The 19,622-nt window shown below is 39.5% G+C and carries 15 protein-coding genes; 13 read left to right on the plus strand and 2 right to left on the minus strand.

Annotation, left to right across the window (positions count from 1 at the left end):
* Positions 1-116 precede the first annotated feature (116 nt).
* From QMA08_RS15595 to QMA08_RS15615, 5 genes are all read left to right on the plus strand, one after another.
* The gene (locus tag QMA08_RS15595; RefSeq protein ID WP_008133984.1) at positions 117-764 is read left to right on the plus strand and encodes an AbiV family abortive infection protein; all 648 of its coding nucleotides are present in this window, start codon (positions 117-119) and stop codon (positions 762-764) included.
* Between the two features lie 26 nt (positions 765-790).
* Complete coding sequence (locus QMA08_RS15600; protein WP_290174882.1) at positions 791-1,546, plus strand: hypothetical protein; 756 nt, start codon at positions 791-793, stop codon at positions 1,544-1,546.
* 209 nt (positions 1,547-1,755) lie between these two features.
* Positions 1,756-4,854: an Ig-like domain-containing protein gene (locus QMA08_RS15605; protein WP_290174883.1), complete on the plus strand. Its 3,099-nt coding sequence runs from the start codon at positions 1,756-1,758 to the stop codon at positions 4,852-4,854.
* Positions 4,855-5,268: 414 nt separating this feature from the next.
* Positions 5,269-5,766, plus strand: a complete 498-nt coding sequence (locus tag QMA08_RS15610; protein ID WP_007376163.1) for a (2Fe-2S)-binding protein — start codon at positions 5,269-5,271, stop codon at positions 5,764-5,766.
* Positions 5,763-8,024 carry a molybdopterin cofactor-binding domain-containing protein gene (locus QMA08_RS15615; protein ID WP_290174885.1) on the plus strand — a complete coding sequence of 754 codons (2,262 nt, stop codon included), beginning with the start codon at positions 5,763-5,765 and terminating at the stop codon, positions 8,022-8,024. The genes QMA08_RS15610 and QMA08_RS15615 overlap by 4 nt, the downstream gene beginning before the upstream one ends.
* A 63-nt stretch (positions 8,025-8,087) precedes the next feature.
* On the opposite strand, the gene QMA08_RS15620 is transcribed toward QMA08_RS15615, so the two are convergent.
* Positions 8,088-8,285 (minus strand): CsbD family protein, encoded by a 198-nt coding sequence (locus tag QMA08_RS15620; RefSeq protein ID WP_002958133.1) that lies wholly within the window; start codon positions 8,283-8,285, stop codon positions 8,088-8,090.
* A gap of 285 nt (positions 8,286-8,570) precedes the next feature.
* On the opposite strand from QMA08_RS15620, the gene hrpB reads away from it, so the two are divergent.
* The 4 genes from hrpB to QMA08_RS15640 all read left to right on the plus strand — a co-directional run bounded on the left by hrpB (position 8,571) and on the right by QMA08_RS15640 (position 13,874).
* Entirely contained in the window at positions 8,571-10,997 is a 2,427-nt protein-coding gene (hrpB, locus tag QMA08_RS15625) for an ATP-dependent helicase HrpB (RefSeq protein ID WP_290174886.1), read from the plus strand.
* A gap of 91 nt (positions 10,998-11,088) precedes the next feature.
* The gene (locus QMA08_RS15630) at positions 11,089-11,553 is read left to right on the plus strand and encodes a nuclear transport factor 2 family protein (RefSeq protein WP_138489498.1); all 465 of its coding nucleotides are present in this window, start codon (positions 11,089-11,091) and stop codon (positions 11,551-11,553) included.
* A 15-nt stretch (positions 11,554-11,568) separates the two neighbouring features.
* Complete coding sequence (locus tag QMA08_RS15635; RefSeq protein ID WP_138489497.1) at positions 11,569-11,913, plus strand: hypothetical protein; 345 nt, start codon at positions 11,569-11,571, stop codon at positions 11,911-11,913.
* 395 nt (positions 11,914-12,308) lie between these two features.
* A complete protein-coding gene (locus tag QMA08_RS15640; RefSeq protein ID WP_234047856.1) occupies positions 12,309-13,874 on the plus strand; it encodes a diguanylate cyclase in 1,566 nt (521 codons plus the stop codon).
* 49 nt (positions 13,875-13,923) lie between these two features.
* On the opposite strand, the gene QMA08_RS15645 is transcribed toward QMA08_RS15640, so the two are convergent.
* Positions 13,924-14,139, minus strand: a complete 216-nt coding sequence (locus QMA08_RS15645) for a hypothetical protein (RefSeq protein ID WP_002958138.1) — start codon at positions 14,137-14,139, stop codon at positions 13,924-13,926.
* A 170-nt stretch (positions 14,140-14,309) separates the two neighbouring features.
* Here QMA08_RS15645 and QMA08_RS15650 point away from each other — a divergent pair, with 170 nt between their 5' ends.
* The 4 genes from QMA08_RS15650 to QMA08_RS15665 all read left to right on the plus strand — a co-directional run bounded on the left by QMA08_RS15650 (position 14,310) and on the right by QMA08_RS15665 (position 19,578).
* On the plus strand, positions 14,310-16,217 hold the full coding sequence (locus QMA08_RS15650) for a DUF1800 family protein (protein WP_290174887.1): 1,908 nt from the start codon (positions 14,310-14,312) through the stop codon (positions 16,215-16,217).
* Positions 16,218-16,226: 9 nt separating this feature from the next.
* The gene (locus QMA08_RS15655) at positions 16,227-17,567 is read left to right on the plus strand and encodes a DUF1501 domain-containing protein (RefSeq protein WP_290174888.1); all 1,341 of its coding nucleotides are present in this window, start codon (positions 16,227-16,229) and stop codon (positions 17,565-17,567) included.
* A 106-nt stretch (positions 17,568-17,673) separates the two neighbouring features.
* Complete coding sequence (locus QMA08_RS15660; protein ID WP_024596009.1) at positions 17,674-18,387, plus strand: DUF1499 domain-containing protein; 714 nt, start codon at positions 17,674-17,676, stop codon at positions 18,385-18,387.
* 144 nt (positions 18,388-18,531) lie between these two features.
* A complete protein-coding gene (locus QMA08_RS15665) occupies positions 18,532-19,578 on the plus strand; it encodes an NAD(P)-dependent alcohol dehydrogenase (protein WP_290174889.1) in 1,047 nt (348 codons plus the stop codon).
* Positions 19,579-19,622 lie beyond the last annotated feature (44 nt).

The raw sequence follows: 19,622 nt of genomic DNA on the forward strand, positions 1-19,622 counted from the left end.
AATTAGTAATCGTTATATCTACTTTACTTAATATCAAGTAGTTGTTTGCATACAGATAAGTTAGTGTGACTATTAAATTTATACTAAGTAATTGGATTTTTTTGAATGGAGCTTCAGTGAAAAAAGAAGATGGTATATCTAAGTATAAGTTAAATAAAATTGCAGTGGAGTCTTTGAGAAACACTATCCGCTTACATTTCGACTCGGTGCTACTTTACAATAACGGATCTTATCCAAGTGCACTACAACTCTCAATATTAGCTTTAGAGGAGTTTTCAAAAGCCCATTGGGTTGATCATTACATATGGTCATCTGAAACGAATGAAGGCTACCCAAATGCTGCTGAAGAGCTAGATTGGTTAAAAGGTTTATACGGTCATCCAAAGAAGCAGTGGAACTTTGTTGCAAGGGAAGTTGAGGATTATTCTCCAAACTTTATTTCAGTTATTCAAAGCCGTGAATTAGAAAGTAAAAAACAAAACTCAGTTTATGTTGGTTTACCTAGAATTAAGGGAAAGATTGATATTGATAGTAAAATCTCTACTCCATGGCAAATTAAACAAAAAGATGCAAAGCAGCTCATTTCAATAATTAATGATGAATTAATTCGAATCATTACAAGAATTGAAGACGAGGAGTTTTATTTTGAAGGTGGAAAAGGTATGGATGAAGTTTTTGATTATGAAATATATAAAAAGCTTTTAAAGTGGCCTCATAAAAGTGGATTGAAAAATAAAAGCTGGAGACAAAAAAATAGAGAGTGACACTGATAAAATCTCAAGGACTATTAATGAAGTATCTAAATTACATATTACTTTGCCTATCCCTACTTTTTACATCTAGAACATTTGCTCTTGAGCAAAAGTATCACGAGAGTGTTTTACCTGTTATTGCTGCTTTTAAAGCGCATGATAAAACTGCGATTGCAGCACTTATTCGCTACCCGCTAAAACGACGATATCCCATACCTGACATTAAAAATGAAGCTGAGTTTATTAACCGCTTTGATGAAGTATTTAATGATGAGCTAGCGGCAGTTATTGCCAGTTCAAACATTAAAACTGATTGGGAGAAAGTAGGTTGGCGCGGCATTATGCTAAATAACGGCGTTATGTGGGTCGATACCGACGGTAAAATTATTGCTGTAAATACACAAAATACTAAAGAGCAGACACTTGCTAAAAGCTTAATCGAACAAGGTAAGCAATCTTTGCACGCAAGTATTAATACTTTTGAAAAACCAGTACTCGATTGGAAAACGGCTAACTACCATATTCGTGTTGATGATTTAGGCGATCATAATTATCGATATGCAGTGTGGAATATTGATAAAAGAGCAAAGGATAAGCCTGATATGGTTTTATTTAACGGCGATGTAACGGTTAGTGGCACTGGCGGTAATCACCATTATACGTTTAAAAATGGGCGTTATAGTTACATACTACATGTAACCATTATTGGCTGTGATACATCACCACCAGGTTGGCTTGAAGTCTATAAAGACGATGAGCGATTACTATTTGAAGATGTTATAAGCACCCATTAATCGATTTTAATTAGTAAGTATGCGGCTAAGTTTTTTAGAAAATTAGCTTAGCTGAAAATAAAATATTATTACGTTATTTCTTCTATGTCTTTGTAAAACTTTGTTAATCGCCTCTTTATTTCCGGTTGTTACTCTATATAATGCCGTGTTAATGGAACGTTGCAGTTGTAGTGGCGTTATTAAATAAAGAAATACAAAGGATTATGGAATTGATTAAACTATCTTGCCTTACGTTGCTCATGATGAGCGCGTATTCAGTGAATGCCAATACTCATGCACAACCTATAAAAAACACTCAAAAAAATACTTACGGTGATGCTGTTTTAATTAACGATCAAAAAATAAATTTTGATAAAGCTCATTTTGAAAGTTTATCTAAAAAGCCTCAACTCGCGCCAATTATAAAAAATAATAGCCTTACTCAAGCGGCCTCAGACGAGCAAAGCATAGAGCTTAGTAGCGTATTTCGTGAATTTTCGTTAGGTAACTCAACAGGTCGCAAAGGTATGTACATTGCACCTTTGTCGGGTGTGGGTAGCAAGCACATTATATCCGCCCAAGAGAGCAATTTTAATATTATAGAGTATGTAAAAGGTGCGTATAAAGTAACAGCTCGCTACGACTTTGATGACTATATTGAAGATACCACACTAATTAAAGATACAGTGGCAGATACATATTACTTATATGTTTTAGACAATAACGCAGTACATAAAGTTAATTTAGTCACCCAAGAGATAGAGCTAAGCAAAGAATTTTATTACCCAAGAGCAGCAGATAAGTTTGATATAAACAGCGATGGCCAAGATGAGCTTTTTGTTTATCAAAGTAGTAAGCTTTTTGTTCTTAACTCGCTCGATTTATCTGAAATTGCGGTACTTGAAAACGTACCACAAAATTTTGTGACAGGCTCGTTTACTGAGGCCAATGCAAAAGAAGTTTTATTTAGTGATGGTGCGGTTTATAGGTTTGAAAATTCAGAACTTGTACTGCATAAACAACTTAGTGTAAGTATTAATGGCGAGCATTTAATTACTGTTGATATTAATAACGACGGCTTAGATGAAGTGATTAATGGGCAAAGTTGGTACAGCATAGAAATGCTAAGCCCAAGCACTGAAAGCATTTTATGGACAGCCCAAAGCGACTTAGATATTGATAAAGTAATAGTTGCAGACATCGATAATGATGGTACCGACGATTTAGTTTACGGCGATGGTCAGTGGGGGAGCTTATACGCGCTTTCACTCACAACAGGCGTTGAGTTTTGGAGTATTAATAATCCAGAGCATGGTGTGTCGGGCATTGTTGTAGATGACCTTAACGGCGATGGCAAACAAAATATTGCTTGGGGCTCAGGCTATTCTTCATCAGGTGAAGATGGTTTTTATATTCACAACACGGATGATAAAGCCCAGCAGTGGGCTAAAGGCATTAAGTACTACTCAAATAAAGCGTTAGCACTTGCTGATATTAATAATAACGGTAGCTTAGATATACTTTATTCCGAGCGTGACAGTAACGCTTTGCACATAATAGATACACAAACTAATGAAAAAATACTTACAAATATAAGCGTTAATAACGATTGGGATAATAACAATTTAGTTACTACTGCTCAGCTGTTTAATGATGGTAAGAATTATATTATTGCCGGCAGCTCTGCTATATACAATGCGAATGTACAGGTGTTTTCACCTGAAACGGGTGAAGAGCTATTTCAAACATATCTAGGCGGCGGAGACTACATTAGTACCTTAACAACGTTAGATATTAATAATGATGGCAAGTTAGAAATAATAGTAGGTAATGGCGCTGAGCATACAGGAAGTGAAGGTACCTTTTTTAAAGTATTAAATGGGCAAACTGGAGAGTTATTAAAAACATCGCCTCGCTTAGGATTTTATTGGGGCGGTATGAGTTCAATAGTAACTGGAAGCTTTCTTGATAACGAAAATATAGATGTGGTTGGTCTCGTTAGTGATTACCTCATTAGTTATGACTACTCTGAAAACACTATATCTAAAGTTGCTTTGGAGCAAAGCTTTAACGGTTTGGTTAACACTGTTATTAATGGAGAAGAAACTTTAGTTGCATCTACCTATAACGGCTCACTTTACAAAGTGGCTTTAAATGGGCAGACAACATTAATTAGTGAAGTGTGCCAAAACACTTTAAATAACATTGTGTCTGTAAGAGCTGGGTTTGTGCAGTATTCGTGTTCTGATCAGTTTGGTGAATATAACCTAGATAACAATGTGGTTTCATACACTGCTAAGCGTAAGAATAATGACAGTTGGTTAGCAACTTCTACGTATAATAATGTTGATTATACCTTGTTGGCAGGTCAGTCATTGGAGGTGTTTTCTAATCAAGTTGCTGAGCCTTTAGCTAAACCTGAAGCTGTAAGCTACTCTGATCATGTTTTAAAAAGCATACAAATAGACTTACCTGTATCAGATGATATTGATTATGTAGTTTTAAATAAGAGACCAACTCTGGGTAGGGTCGAGTTTACCGACAGACAGACGGGTCTATTAACTTATATACCATCGGGCGCTGTAGGCATTGACGAGCTTAGTTACTACACAGTAAAAGATCGTTCACGTTCAGCGTTATCAAGCTTAACGTTAGAGCTAAAAAATACAGCACCAACAGCAAATAATATGACACTGCAAACTCATTGGAATACACCGCTTAACTTTAATTTAGAAGGTGTGGATGAAGACGCAGAGCCATTAGTATTTCAAATTAAAAATTCGCCTGCTCATGGGCAAATTCAGTTAATGGACTCTGCTTTAGGTAGCGTGACCTTTTCACCAAGTGGTGACTCGGTTGAGCCAGTATCAGTTAGCTTTACAGTGAAAGATTCTTTAGTTGAATCAGAGCTTCATAATGTTGTTATTGAACTTACAAATACAGCCCCACAAGCTGAAAATGTAACATATAACACCTCTTATAAGAGTGAAGTGAATGGTCGCTTTTCAGCATTAGATAGCGACAACGATACACTTGAATTTGAAGTGGTAACAGAGCCAAACTCAGGAACTTTAACATTTGAGCCTGATACTGGATTGTTTAAACTAACTCCTACGAGCGAATCCGATCATGTAGTAACGTTTAGCTATGTAGCTAAAGATAAATTTGATAGTTCTGCAGTTCAAACTGTGACTATAAACGTTGAAGGTAAGCAAGCTGCTGCGCTAGCGACTCCTTCATCTGATTCAGGCTCTAGCTCAGGTGGCAGTATTTATTACTTACTTACGCTGCTATCAGTGGTTTTATTTGGTAGACGCCGTTTTAATTAATAGTTAAAAGCTTATTTACACTATCTAAAACCGCCAAATGGCGGTTTTTTATTTATTAATAGTCTTTTTAAACTTTCATTTAGGGCTGTTTATCTTTCGAGGTTTAACATGCAATGCCCTATGGGTTCTGCGTAGGGGCAATTTACGCTTTGGTGTTTACAAGCCTCCCGTCGCGATTAAATCTGCCCTAGATTGAGTGAGTTTCAATCTAAAAGGTCTGCAGTCCCTAGTCACAATACTAATAATCAGACGTTAATAATTTCAATGTGGTTTAAACGTTCTAATAATTAGTATTTTTATAAAACAGATCTAAGTGGTAGGCTAAAAGTAGTAAGTATAAAATAGTAAGTAATTAAAAATAGTTCTCGCGCAACAAGGAACCCTCCTGTAAAGCGCTTTGCCAAGGAGTTTAGTATGATCACGCTTACCATTAATGGTAATAAACATGAGTTTTCTGGCGATCCGTCAACGCCAGTATTATGGTATCTCCGAGACGAATTGAATTTAACTGGGCCTAAATTTGGCTGTGGTATGGCACAGTGCGGTGCGTGTACCGTGCATATTGATGGGGTAGCTCAGCGCTCGTGTGTATTACCTGTAGCGGCAGCAGCAGGGCGTTCAATTACGACAATTGAAGGGTTAAGCGAGCAGGGCGACCATCCCGTGCAACAAGCATGGGTTGAGCATAAAGTACCGCAGTGTGGTTTTTGCCAGTGCGGTCAAATGATGCAAGCTGCAAGCTTATTAGCTGCAAACCCAACCCCTACCGACGATGAAATAGTAAGTAATATGTCGGGAAATATTTGCCGTTGTGGTACATACCCGCGTATTCATAAAGCAATTAAATCAGCTGCTAAAACAATGGCGAGTGTTCAATATTTTGACCCAAATGAACAAGGGGAAGAAGTATGAACCAAGATAACAAATACTTTGATTTAAACCGCCGTAAGTTTTTAAAAACTAGCGCAATAGGTGCATTGGTACTTGGTACTTATTTTGTAGGCAGTGCGCCAAGAGCGATTGCGGGTGTGTTAGAGCAGCCATCTGAGCAAGCAAAGCGCGCAAACTTATTTATTGCACTGCGCCCAGACGGCATGGTTGAAATAACCTGCCATCGTTCTGAAATGGGTCAGCAAATTCGCACCGCGATTGCACAAATAGTTGCCGATGAAATGGAAGCCGCGTGGGATAAGGTTATTGTTATTCAGGGTAAGGGCGACCCTAAATATGGCGATCAAAATACCGATGGCTCGCGCAGTATTCGCTACAACATGCAACGCCTGCGTGAAATGGGCGCAAGTGTGCGTTACATGATGCAGCACGCTGCCGCTAAGTATTGGAAAGTTGACCCGCAGACCTGTACAGCCAATCAACACGTTGTTACACACAGCTCAGGTAAATCGCTTACTTATAAAGATTTAATCGACTTAGCGCTTACAATAACGCCACCAGAAGCTGACAAACTAACACTTAAAACACGCAAAGAATGGCGCTACATTAATACTGGCATGGCGCACATAGATTTAGCCGATTTAGTAACAGGCAAAGCTATATTTGCAGCCGATGTACGCGAACCACAAGCGCTGGTGGCTATAATTGAACGCCCGCCGGTAGTAGGCGGTGTTATTAAGTCATTTGATGCCAGTGCTACAAAAGCGATAAACGGCGTTGTAGATGTTATTGAAATACCTGCACCAAAAGGCGCGCCGCAGTTTCAGCCAAAAGGCGGTATTGCGATTATAGCTAAAAACACATGGGCTGCATGGCAAGGGCGTAAGGCATTAAAAGTAGTGTGGGATGATGGCAAAAATGGCGATTACAATTCAAAAGAATTTAAAAAGTCATTACTAAAAACAGTACAAACTCCACAGGCAAACATACGTGATAAAGGCGATGCGATGGGCGTGTTGGCTAAATCGAGCAATAAATTGGTAGCTGATTATTACGCGCCGCATCTTGCTCAAGCCCCAATGGAGCCGCCTTGTGCAACAGCTATGTACAACAAAGACAGTGTTGATATATGGGCTGCTACGCAAAATCCACAAGCCGATATGAAAACAGTGGCGGCAATGCTTGGCATGGATGAGAGCAAAATTAATGTTCACGTTACCATGTTAGGAGGCGGTTTTGGGCGTAAGTCAAAACCTGACTTTTCAGCAGAAGCAGCTTACCTTTCAATGAAAGTAGGCAAGCCTATTCGTGTACAATGGACGCGTGAAGACGACATACAACATGGTTTTTACCATGCAGTTTCGGCTCAGCACATTGAAGCATCGCTAGATAAAAATGGCGCTATAGAATCTTATTTACACCGCACCGCGTTTTCACCAATTACCTCTACCTTTTCAGAAGGGGCGACTACGCCAGGAAGCTTTGAACTGCGCTTAGGGTTTACCGACAACCCAATTAACACACCTAACATGAAGTTAGAAAACGGTGATGCGCAAGCCAAAGCACGAATTGGTTGGATGCGTTCTGTATCAAATATTTTTCATGCCTTTGCTATTCAGTCATTTATTGGCGAAGCAGCACACAAAGCCGGTCGCGACCAAAAAGACTATTTACTAGACACGATAGGTCCAAGTCGTATTGTGGATGTAACTGAGCAAAATGCCACATACGATAATTACGGTGGTGATAAAGCGGTTTATCCTTTAGATATTGGCAGACTGCGCCATGTTATTGAAAAAGTAGCTGACATGAGTAAATGGGGGCGAGAGCTTCCTAAAGGTCGAGGTTTAGGCATAGCAGCACACAGAAGCTTTTTAACTTACGTAGCTACGGTAGTTGAAGTAGAAGTATCAGATGCTGGCGATTTAAAAGTAATTAAATCGTGGGTTGCCATTGATGCGGGTACGGTTGTAAACACCGACACCGTTAAAAACCAAACCCAAGGTGGTTCTATTTACGGGATTACAACTGCAATCAGCGATGGTATTACCTTTGATAAAGGCCGCGTGCAGCAAAGTAACTTTCATGATTATCGCGTACCGCGTATGAGTGACTCACCTCTTGAAGTTGACGTTGAAATAGTACAAAGTGACGCACCTCCAGCGGGGGTAGGCGAGCCATCTACACCGGTTTATGCGCCAGCATTATGTAATGCTATTTTTGCCGCGTGCGGAAAGCGTATTAGACAGTTACCGATTGGTAACCAATTAAAAGCGTAACTAAATAACCTACAGCTTAAACAAAAAAACCGCCAAATGGCGGTTTTTTTTAGAAGTTAGCGATTAGTGAGTTTTTTCAAACTCATCAACTTCACGCTCTGCTTCTTCTTTAGATTTACCATACTGCTGCTGGATTTTACCCACTAGCTCTGTACGGCTACCTTCAATTTTGTCTAAATCGTCGTCAGTAAGATCGCCCCATTTTTGTTGAGCCTTACCTTTAAGTTCGTTCCAATTACCTTTCATACGATCGCTGTTCATAAGTTTCTCCTTACTTAGATTTAATTAACGTTCAGTATAAAAGGAGCAAAGCGTGTACCAACAAGTTAAATCTTTATTTTATATTAATAATCAGTGTGTTATGTTTTTATTGAGGCAGTAATAATTAATGCTGTGAGCACATCCTTAAAAAATGTACAGAGCAGTCTGTAATTATTTCTGATTATGTAACCCTTAATTAAATCCTTTATAACCACACAGCTTTAGCGGCGCGTTTATTTTTGGTTTTTGTTACAATGCACACAAAGCAATTTTGGGTAAATAGCTGTGCTGCCGGTTCAAGACATATATCAACAACTCGTTACTACATTACAAAGTAATCCTATTACGTTATTACAAGCGCCGCCTGGTGCGGGTAAGTCTACGTGGTTGCCGCTGCAACTAATGCGCGATGGGCATTTTAAACGTATTGTAATGCTAGAGCCTCGCCGTTTAGCTGCACGTAATATTGCCAGTTATTTAGCAAAGTGCCAAAACGAGAGTGTTGGGCAAAGTGTGGGCTTGCGGATTAGGGGCGAGAGTAAAGTAAGCGCTAATACGCGCCTCGAAATAGTCACCGAAGGCATGTTAACGCGCATGTTGCAAAACGACCCCGAATTAAGCGATATTGATTTACTGATATTTGATGAATTTCATGAGCGTTCAATTGCAGCCGATACCTCACTTGCCTTTGCGCTCGAGACCCAAAGTGCGCTGCGTGAAGATTTAACCATTATGCTTATGTCGGCAACTCTTGATACTGAGCGTTATACAGCGTTTTTTGACTGCCCTGTAATTCAATCAAGCGGTCGCAGCTACCCAATAGACGAAATATACATACCCATAAAAGATGAAAGCCGCTGGCTTGATGCAATTCCTAACATAATAAAACAAGCACTTAATGAGCAAACAGGTAGCGTATTGGTGTTTTTACCTGGGCAGTTTGAGATACTACGCGTGCAACAAGCACTGAGCGATTTACCAAGTAACTGCCAAGTTGCAACGCTATTTGGCGAGCAAGATAAAGCTAATCAGCAAGCTGCTATTGCTCCTGCACCAAACGGCATGCGCAAAGTAGTGCTAACCACCAATGTAGCCGAAACCAGTTTAACTATTGAAGGCATACGCATTGTAATTGACAGCGGCAAGCGCCGTGCAGCCACCTTTAATTTAAAAACAGGGGTTACAGAGCTCACAACACAAAGTATATCGCGCTCATCTGCTGTGCAGCGTGCAGGGCGTGCAGGACGTATAGAGCCGGGCATTGTTTATCGAATTGGCTCAAAGCAAACCTTTGAGCGACGTAATAGCCACGACAATCCCGAAATACTCACATCAGACATAAGCCAGCTTATGCTTGAGGCAAAGCAGTGGGGAGCCAGTATTGATGAGCTAACCTTGCTCGATAAGCCCACTGAGCAGCAATGCGAACAAGCAAGTAACCTGCTTAATATGCTTGAAGCTATTGATAGCAAAGGTAAGCTCACACCGCTTGGCAGTAAAATGTTAGGTTTTGGTGCTGATATTCGTTTGGCGCATATGCTATTAAAAGCACAAATACTTGATGACCAACTCCCTGGTATTTTTAGGCTCGCTATTTATTTAGTGGCATTACTTGAGAGCCGAGTAAATAGCGCAAACGAGTTGAGTTTAGCGCTGCATAGCCAGCAGCAACATCCGCATCCGGTATTTAAACAACAGTTAAAATATTGGCAAAGCCGCTTAAAAGTAAAAGACGAAAACAGCGAATTAAATACGCATTATATTAGTTTGCTAGTGGCATTGGCATACCCCGATCGCATCGCTAAAAAACGCGGTAATGGTTACCTACTTGCCAATGGTGCAGGTGCTGAGTTAAATGCAGATTACTGGCACAACGACGATTACTTAGCTATAGCAACCATGGGCGGGCACAAAGGCGGGCGTATATTTACAGCCACTGCGCTTAACCCATTTGAGTTACAAGAATTTTTACCGCATTTATTTAGTGAACTTACTCGTTGTGAGTTTGATGAAAAATCAGCGCGCTTTATTCATCAAGATGAAGTAAAGCTCGGGGCTATAACGCTCAGCAGCCAGCCTAGTAAACAAAAACTAGATAAGGGCGAGCGCGCTAAAGCGTGGCTTAACTTATTTGCTAAACACGGTTTTGCATTATTTAACGAGCAACCTGATGCGCAACAATTGCTGATACGTATGAGCCTAGCAAGTAATTTAATGCCCGATAAATTCCCGCAGATAAACGAGCAACAACTTATTCAAAATGCAGCGCAGTGGCTAGGCGTGTTTTTAGAAGATATTAAAACGCTCACGCAGCTTAAAAAGTTTAACTACTTTGAAGCATTACAAAACTGCTTTGATTGGCAACAACAAACCACGTTAAAAGCTTTGTTACCTCTGCGTTTAACGGTGCCCAGTGGCTCAAATATAAAGATAGAATACCAACTTGATGGCCCCGCAAAGCTAAGCGTGCGTATGCAAGAAGTTTATGGCTTGACCAGTACGCCTATGCTTGCCAACGGTAAATTGCCATTGCTTATGGAGCTGCTATCGCCAGGTAAACGTTCATTGCAACTTACTCAAGATTTAGCCCACTTTTGGGCTAGCAGTTACCGCGATGTGCAAAAGGAAATGAAAGGCCGCTATCCTAAACATTTTTGGCCAGACGACCCTGCCAACAGCGTTGCAACAAATAGAGTAAAGAGCAAAATGTAGGTGTTAATTTACTTAAAACTGATTTTGTTTGATTATTGAACTTGCTAAGGTAATGTACCTATAAAATATTTTTAGCTACAGGGAATAGTCAATGAGGTTACTTTTAACATTAGGTTTGGCTTTAGTAACTGCTTTTTCGGCGTATGCTGAAAAGCCACTCGACTTAAATGCGTTTGCGCAGCAGTATTATAAAACAATGACCGCCACACAAGCACCTAACGCAGGTGCTAAAGAGCTTGAGGCTTACCTTGCATTGTTAACCGATGATATTGGCAATCAGCACATTCCGTATCAACCGGATGACTCACGTATTCCTGATGGTAAAAAGCAGATGCGCAAAGGTATGAGTTTTTACTTAGGTGCACACACGTTGTTTGAAAGCACACTGCTTAATACATTTGTGTTTAATGATACGGGCTTTGCTATTCGTTATAAGAGTCATGCAAAGGGCATTCACCCGCAAAGTAAGCAGCCAATAGAATACACCTCCACAATGATGGAAGTAATAGAAGTTGAAAACGGTAAAGTGGCGATGATCCGCAAGTATCACAAATAACAAATAAGGATATATATGAAACATTTACTTATCGCACTATCAATATTAATGCTTAGTGCATGCGCTAGTACAAAAAGTGATTTTAGATTTGATGGTTCTACACCTGAGTCAACTCAGGCCGGAGTTAATAAAGTTTTAAAGACATTAAAATCTCAAGATGTAATGCGCTTTATAGGCGCCTTAATTACAATTCAATTTTCTGATGTGCAAAGCGCAGAAGATGTTTTAGGCGACCCGACCATGATGAATGAAATGAATTACTTTATTATTGGTAAAAAAATTGATGGCTTAAATTATTATGAAGTACTGGAACTTGCGAGTACATCTTCATCGAAAGTGGAAGTTTCGGTAGCGAAATAGTTCCAGCTTTTTGTATTACATTAAATGTGTAATACCAATTCGCAATAATACTTAATCATTTTGCAGGGCTAAACGTGTCGCTACCTGCGTTAAAAAATGCTCATTTAGAACAACTAAATAGCGAATTTTTTGCCTAGCTATCAACACGTTTTTCTGCCCTCAAAATAGACCACTTAATTAAGCGAATTGGTATGATTTTATGTCTATATTAAATATATTATTGAAAGTGCTAAAGTTTTAACGCTATAAAACTTAATAGTAAGCTTTGTTTATTCCTGCTCATGAATTTATACTACGCTTTAGTAAGAAGCTAATTATTTATAATTTAGATGCAGAAGTCTAAAACATAAAACGTAAGCTACTTTGACTTAATTCTACACGATTAGATAGAGACTATGACATTAAGATTTTTTGTAATAATAGGTACTTTAATTTTAATGTGCTTTGTAACAAGTTTATTAGTTGGGTATCGCTATTTTTTTAGCCTGCCGACTATAAACACTAGTATTGAAGATTATCAAAATCGTGAATTACTGAGTCTTAAAATTGCGCTTGATAAAGAGTTTATATTTTTAGAAACACTCAATTATGACTACGCCGTATGGGATGATACCTATAATTATATGGCAGATTTTGACGCAGAATATGTAGATTCAAACTTTGTAGGGGATACCTTCTATTCTCTCAAAATTGATGGTGTGTTTATCTACGATGTAAACTTTAATATGGTGTACGGACAAGCGTATGATTATATGAAGCATACGGAGTTTGATGCGCCTGATTTAGATTTACAGGTTAATAAATTAAACCGCGCAATTATTCCTAATCCAAAAGCTGCTAATGACGACAATAGTTTAAGCCATTCTGGTTTTTTACAAACAGCGGGCGGCCCTGTTATGTTTGCATCGCATGTAATAAAGCGAACAGATAAAACAGGTGAGCCTGTTGGTAGTATTGTTTTTATAAAAAAAGTAAGACCGTCGTTGATCAAATCCTTAGCGGAAATTGCACAAGTGGAGCTTAGCTATACACAAATAGCACACGGTAGTTCTTTAAACGATATTGCGACGCTTAAAGGGAGCCTCCAAGAAGAGGACATTGCCACTCAAAGGAAGAGGGTGATTCTAGATGTAAATGGTAAGCCATTGCTTGCTTTGAACATTAAGCACCATCACCAAACACTGCCAGTTTTATTTGATCATTATTTAAAGCTTATTTTGTTAATGTTTTTTGTAATGTCATTATTAGGTTTTTATATTGTAAATCGTTATTTTATTGAACCGCTTATTAGTGGTGCGTCCGCTATTAATTCAATGTTGGTTAAAAACGATTTACAGCCTTTGAGGTTCACTAATCAATTTTTAGAAATGCGCGTTTTAATTAGCGGTTTTAATGCGTTAATTAAACAAGTAAAAGAGCAAAATTCTAAGCTCGAAAAAATAAGTAAAATTGATGGGTTAACCCAAATTTACAACAGGCGTGCCTTTGATGAAATTATAGCGGCTCAGTGGGAGCAGGCTCAACAGCAACAAAATGCCTTTGGAGTAATATTACTTGATGTAGATCACTTTAAAAATTATAACGATTTTTATGGTCACCAAGGCGGAGACAACGCTTTACAGCTCCTAGCTGGTAAATTACAAAAAATGGCAAAGCAAAACACAGGAACAGTTGCGCGCTATGGCGGCGAAGAGTTCATATTATTCTTTAAAGAGCTTTCTTATGAAGAGTTTGTAAATATATCTCAGCAATTGCTTTTGGCGGTTCGGGAGTTAAATTTACCTCATGAAGCGTCGCCTGTACGTAAATATTTAACAATTAGTGCTGGGTGTGTATTTGCTACAAAAGAAACCTTAAGTGGTAATAATGTGTCTATTCAATCACTAATTAAAGAAGCCGACATAATGCTCTACGAAGCGAAAAACTCAGGTAGAGATAAAACATCAATCAAATCTATATAATTTAAGTCAATTATTAAAGATGCATCAGCTGTTTTTTATTATTAAACGCTCAAACCTCTTTCCCGCCATGGCTCTGTGCTAGGTCGTCAAGTTCGGCGCAAGTGTAATCAAAACCACTTTCGTCGTATTCGTATGTCACTTTTACACTATCGCCGCCATTAAAAAGTCGTGTTTTTACATCGTTAACCGGCCAGTCTTTGAGCTCGTGTAAAAACCGGTTAGCAACTTGTGATGATTCAAAACAATAGCGAATTTCTGTTTTCATAAATAATAAAGCTCTGGCTGTTTACCCCAGCTGCTAGCGCATTATTAATGGGGCGTTCATGATTCGGTTACAAAAAATAAAGAGTTAAATTGTAAATTTTGTGTTTCAATAAATGCATTAAACTCGGTACACACTAACGTACTTTAATTAACAAATGATGACGACTTTACATGCATTATAAATTTGCTCTTATCGCAAGCTCGGTTTTTATACTATGCGCTTGCGGTGGTTCAGGCTCCGATGATACGCCAACCGTTAACGGAAATAAAATCCCCATTTTGTCAGTCGCTGATATTCCTAGTGAATTAAGTAAAGGCCAAACAATTGAGCTAACAGCAATAGCCAGTGACAAAGACGGCACTATTACATCTGTTGTGTGGCAACAAACGCAAGGGCCTGAACTAATTAGTGGGCCTTTAGAGGCAACAACTACTTCAGTAACACTGCTAAATGCGCAAAGTTATAAGCCTGTTGATTACGCTTTTTCGGTCACAGCAACCGATAACGAAGGGGCAAGCAGTGTAAAAACGCTAAGCTTTACTGCACGTAATAATATGGATGACATTAGCGCCGCACGGTTACTACACCAAGCAACAATGGGACCTAAGCTTAGTGAAATACAAAACGCACAAGGATTAAGCGAGCAGCAATGGCTTGATAAGCAAATAGCGCTACCTATTAATTATCACCGTGATTATTTAGTAAAGTTAAATGACGATGACGACTTTAAATACATAAGCCGCATAGACGCATGGTGGAAGGCAGTAATGCAAAGTGACGATCAACTTCGTCAACGTGTTGCATTTGCGTTAAGTGAAATATTAGTAGTGTCGGATGAAAACAGTGCCTTAAGAGGGCAACCTGAGGGCATGATCACTTATTACGATTTGCTACTAAAGCATGCCTTTGGTAATTATCGTGACTTACTCGAAGATGTCACGCTTTCGCCTATTATGGGAACTTACTTAAGCCATTTGGGTAACGAAAAAGCAGACGATACACTTAATATTCGCCCAGACGAAAATTACGCACGTGAAGTAATGCAGTTATTTACTATTGGCCTTGAAGAGCTAAACCTAGATGGCAGCGCCAAGCTTGATGCACAAGGTAATACTATTGCTACTTACGGACAGGTCGAAATAGAGGGTTTTGCACGCGTATTTACTGGTTGGACGTTTGCCGATAGTGAAACATTTAAGCGTAAAAGTCGTGACTATATTAAGCCAATGGAAGCATTTGACGAGTACCATTCTAGTAAACAAAAAACCTTACTAAATGGCGAGGTTATACCACAAGGTTATACAGCAGAAGAGTCATTGCAAATAGCGCTCGATAATTTATTTAATCATCAAAATGTTGCGCCATTTATTACTAAGCAGCTTATTCAGCGATTAATTACGTCAAATCCAACTCCCCAATACGTTGAACGAGTAGCTAATATATTTATTGATAATGGCGCCGGTGTACGCGGCGATTTAGCGGCTGTAGTAAAGGCTATATATTTAGATGATGAAGCTCGCCACTTTGGCTCAGTGCTTAACTATCAAGGTAAAATTAAAGAGCCTATTTTAAAAACCGTACAGTTTTGGCGAAATCTCGATGCTAAATCTTTGGCTGGTTACTATAAAACATGGAATTTAATAAATAGCTACGGGCAAGGACCCATGCAGTCGGCTTCGGTATTTAACTTTTTTAGGCCTGATTATCAAACCGCAGCTTTGCGAAATGAAGGTATTGTTGCGCCAGAGTTACAAATAGCAAACGATGCGACACTGATTGGCACCATGAATGCGCTTTACGCAAGTTTAGTGTGGAGTACCGCTGAAGCACGCAGTGATTTAAATTCAAATGGTATTTATGTTTATATTCAAGACGACATGAATGTTTTAGAGAAAAACGGTGTTAGCGCGCTATTAACTCAGTACAACACGCTATATTTTGCAGGCGCAATGAGCAGTGACACACGCCAAGCATTACTTGATTTAGATGCCTACTTTAATGAAGAGCAATACCGTGAACGGGTTTCGTATTTATTATATATGATTGCTATTTCACCTGAATTTAACGTGCAGTATTAGGAGCGCATAATGAGCATTAATAGAAGAGAGTTTTTGTCGTTATGTGTAAAAGGCAGCGTATCGGCTGCCGCGTTAACGAGCCTGCAATTACAAGCATTAACTGGAGCGACTAATGCCGTTGAGCTAGGTGATTACAAAGCATTAGTGTGTGTGTATTTATACGGGGGGAATGATTCGTTAAATATGCTCGTTCCGCTTGAAGGCGAGCAACGGAGTTTGTACGAGCAAAGCAGGCAAAACCTAGCGGTAGAGAGCCCACTTGAGCTAAGCATTAAAAGCCAGTTTGCCGGTGGAGTCGGTATTCACCCTTCACTTGAACCGATACAAAATGTGTTTGAATCCCAAAATTTAGCATTTATAGGTGGGGTAGGTACTTTACTCGCTCCCACAACATTGAATGACTATAAAAATAAAACAATAGGTTTGCCTAAGCATTTGTTTTCGCATAACGATCAGCAAGCTGCGTGGATGTATGGTCGAGAAAAACAATCACTTAATAGCGGGTGGGGCGCACGACTTTTAGAGCGTTTAGAGTTACAAGATGAGTTTGCAGCTAATGTATCACTCGACGGTACTAATTTATGGCAAACGGGAAGTGCTAGCAATGCATTTGCGCTTAACAAAAGCGGCATTAGTAGTATTAACGCGTTTGGAGGGTATCAACCTCGTAGCGAGCACGTAACCGCTATTATGAACCGCTTACTAAGCAATACGAGCCATCCGTTAAGTACAGCTTATGCCAATGGCTTAACAAGTGCGATAAATAACACTCAAGCAATGAACAGCGCGTTAGAAAGCGCGCCTGCACTTATTACCCCATTTAGCGATAATAGCCTTAGTGAGCAATTTGCAGCAGTTGCTAAAACAATTAGCGTACAGGCAAAGTTGAGTACTCAGCGCCAAGTGTTTTTTGTTTCTATGGGGGGGTATGATACCCACGACAACCAATTAACAACGCACCCTGCTTTATTAAATACGTTAGCTCAAGGGTTAAATGAATTTGATAGTGCGATGAAAGAGCTTGATATGGCTGATAAAGTGACTACGTTTACTATGTCTGATTTTGGTCGCACGTTGACCTCAAATGGCGATGGCACTGATCATGGTTGGGCAGGGAACCAAATAGTAATGGGCGGCGCAGTAAAAGGCGGCAATATATATGGCGAGCTATTAACTCAACATTTGGATGGCCCACAAGATACCGGTGGCGGGCGTTTAATTCCAAGTGTTGCTAATGAGCAGTACTTTGCCACACTGGCTCAGTGGTTTGGTGTGCCAAGCTCTGAGCTTGTTGATATTTTCCCAAACTTGAGTAACTTTGATCACACAACATTGGACTTTTTTGTGTAATTAGTCGCTAATAGTAATCTAAAAGCACTTGTTAGTAGTATAAGCTACTGGTTAATAGTGCTTAATTGTTTTAATAATAAAAATCACACAATATAGGAATCATAAAATGAAAGTTTTAGTGAGCTTAGTTAGTCTAATCGCCTTTTTACTCGTCATACTGCCAGGGCCTTTGTATAAATTTGGTATTGTAGAGCTAGGAACTGCGTTTGCTGGTTTTAAATTTGGTGTTTACGCTGGTGGCGCTGCATTGGTGCTACTTATAGTACAAGCGTTATTTATGCGTAAAACGTTAACGCTAAGCAGTGGTGTTATTGCGCTTGTGTTTTCGGTTGTGGCTATTGCTATGCCACTTAATATGATGAACAAAGCTAAAAGCGTACCGGCAATTCATGATATTTCAACAGATTTAGTTAACCCACCAAAATTTGTAGCAATTGCACCACTACGTGCTGAAGCACCAAACCCAGTAGAGTACGCGGGTGAAGAAACGGCAGTACAGCAACGCAAAGCATACCCTGAACTGGCAACGTTAAGCTTTGCACAATCTAAAGCCGATTTGATGGCAGCAAGCGAACAAGCAGTTAAAAATCTTGGCTTTGCAGTGGTAAGTGCAAACACGGCTACAGGTATTGTAGAAGCTACTGATACAACCACATGGTTTGGTTTTAAAGACGATGTGGTAATTCGTATTAAAGATGAAGGCAGCCAACGTTTTGTTGATATTCGTAGTAAGTCGCGAGTAGGGCGTAGTGATTTAGGAAAAAATGCAGAGCGCATTCATTCAATTATTAATGAACTAAACAGCTTACTTGCAAAATAATTAAATTTAGCGCCCTAGTACTAATGATTGAGCCCAAACACTGTTTGGGCTTTTTTTTGTGCCTATTTTATATTGTCAGGTTCTATTCACGGGCTATGGACTATGCTGTTGATGATTTAAATTTTTAACCACTATGGAGTTATTATGAAAACAGTAGGATATGCAGCAAAAAGCCAAGGTTCTGAACTTACAGAATTTTCTTTTGAGCGCCGCGATTTACGAAATAACGATGTAGAAATTGAAATTTTATACTGTGGTGTGTGCCATTCAGATTTACACGCCGTACGAAATGATTGGGGTGGCAGTGACTACCCGCTAGTACCAGGGCACGAAATTGTTGGTAAAGTTATGTCGGTAGGTAGCGACGTTAAAAAATATAAGCAAGGCGACACAGTTGCTGTGGGTTGTATGGTTGATTCGTGCCAAAGTTGCGATCAATGTGATAACGACGAAGAGCAATTTTGCCGCGAAGGCATGGTTGGTACTTACGCAGGCAAAGACCGCGTTAGTGGTGAAATGACCCAAGGTGGATATTCTAAGCATGTTGTTGTACGCGAAGAATTTGTACTTTCTGTACCAGAAAATTTAGACCTTTCACGCGTTGCACCGCTACTTTGTGCAGGTATTACTACGTATTCGCCACTTCATAAGTGGGGCGTAAAAAAAGGTAGCCGTGTTGGTGTTGTTGGTTTAGGTGGACTTGGTCACATGGCCGTTAAAAATGCAGTTGCAATGGGTGCAAGCGTTACGGTAATTGGCCGTAGTGAGTCTAAAAAAGATGATGCGGTTAAATTAGGCGCTCAGCACTATTTAGTGTCATCTAATGATGACGAAATGAAAGACTCGCAATCAGCCTTTGACGTCATTATAGATACAGTTCCTGTAAAACATGATTTATCTATTTACACACCGCTACTTGATGTAGATGGTACATTAGTTATTGTTGGCCAAGTTGGTCCAGTGGATGAGCTAAGCACGGTGCCATTATTAATGGGTCGCCGTCGTATTGCAGGCTCACTTATTGGTGGTATTGCACAGACGCAACAAATGCTCGACTTTTGTGGTGAAAATAACGTGCTACCTGAGTGCGAAATGATCAACATTGACGAAATTAACACGGCATACGAGCGTATGGAAAAATCTGACGTACGATACCGTTTTGTTATTGATATGGCATCGCTAAGCGCTTAATTTTACCTAAAAAGAGCCGCTAATTAGCGGCTCTTTTTGTATTT

Source organism: Pseudoalteromonas sp. APC 3355, assembly GCF_030407615.1.
GTDB classification, from domain to species: Bacteria; Pseudomonadota; Gammaproteobacteria; order Enterobacterales; family Alteromonadaceae; genus Pseudoalteromonas; species Pseudoalteromonas distincta.

Excerpts from the sequence above, each read along its gene's own strand:
- QMA08_RS15600 (WP_290174882.1), top strand. The coding sequence starts at position 791 with ATGAAGTATCTAAATTACATATTACTTTGCCTATCCCTACTTTTTACA.
- QMA08_RS15610 (WP_007376163.1), top strand. The coding sequence starts at position 5,269 with ATGATCACGCTTACCATTAATGGTAATAAACATGAGTTTTCTGGCGAT.
- QMA08_RS15615 (WP_290174885.1), top strand. The coding sequence starts at position 5,763 with ATGAACCAAGATAACAAATACTTTGATTTAAACCGCCGTAAGTTTTTA.
- QMA08_RS15620 (WP_002958133.1), bottom strand. The coding sequence starts at position 8,285 with ATGAACAGCGATCGTATGAAAGGTAATTGGAACGAACTTAAAGGTAAG.
- QMA08_RS15630 (WP_138489498.1), top strand. The coding sequence starts at position 11,089 with ATGAGGTTACTTTTAACATTAGGTTTGGCTTTAGTAACTGCTTTTTCG.
- QMA08_RS15635 (WP_138489497.1), top strand. The coding sequence starts at position 11,569 with ATGAAACATTTACTTATCGCACTATCAATATTAATGCTTAGTGCATGC.
- QMA08_RS15640 (WP_234047856.1), top strand. The coding sequence starts at position 12,309 with ATGACATTAAGATTTTTTGTAATAATAGGTACTTTAATTTTAATGTGC.
- QMA08_RS15645 (WP_002958138.1), bottom strand. The coding sequence starts at position 14,139 with ATGAAAACAGAAATTCGCTATTGTTTTGAATCATCACAAGTTGCTAAC.
- QMA08_RS15650 (WP_290174887.1), top strand. The coding sequence starts at position 14,310 with ATGCATTATAAATTTGCTCTTATCGCAAGCTCGGTTTTTATACTATGC.
- QMA08_RS15655 (WP_290174888.1), top strand. The coding sequence starts at position 16,227 with ATGAGCATTAATAGAAGAGAGTTTTTGTCGTTATGTGTAAAAGGCAGC.
- QMA08_RS15660 (WP_024596009.1), top strand. The coding sequence starts at position 17,674 with ATGAAAGTTTTAGTGAGCTTAGTTAGTCTAATCGCCTTTTTACTCGTC.
- QMA08_RS15665 (WP_290174889.1), top strand. The coding sequence starts at position 18,532 with ATGAAAACAGTAGGATATGCAGCAAAAAGCCAAGGTTCTGAACTTACA.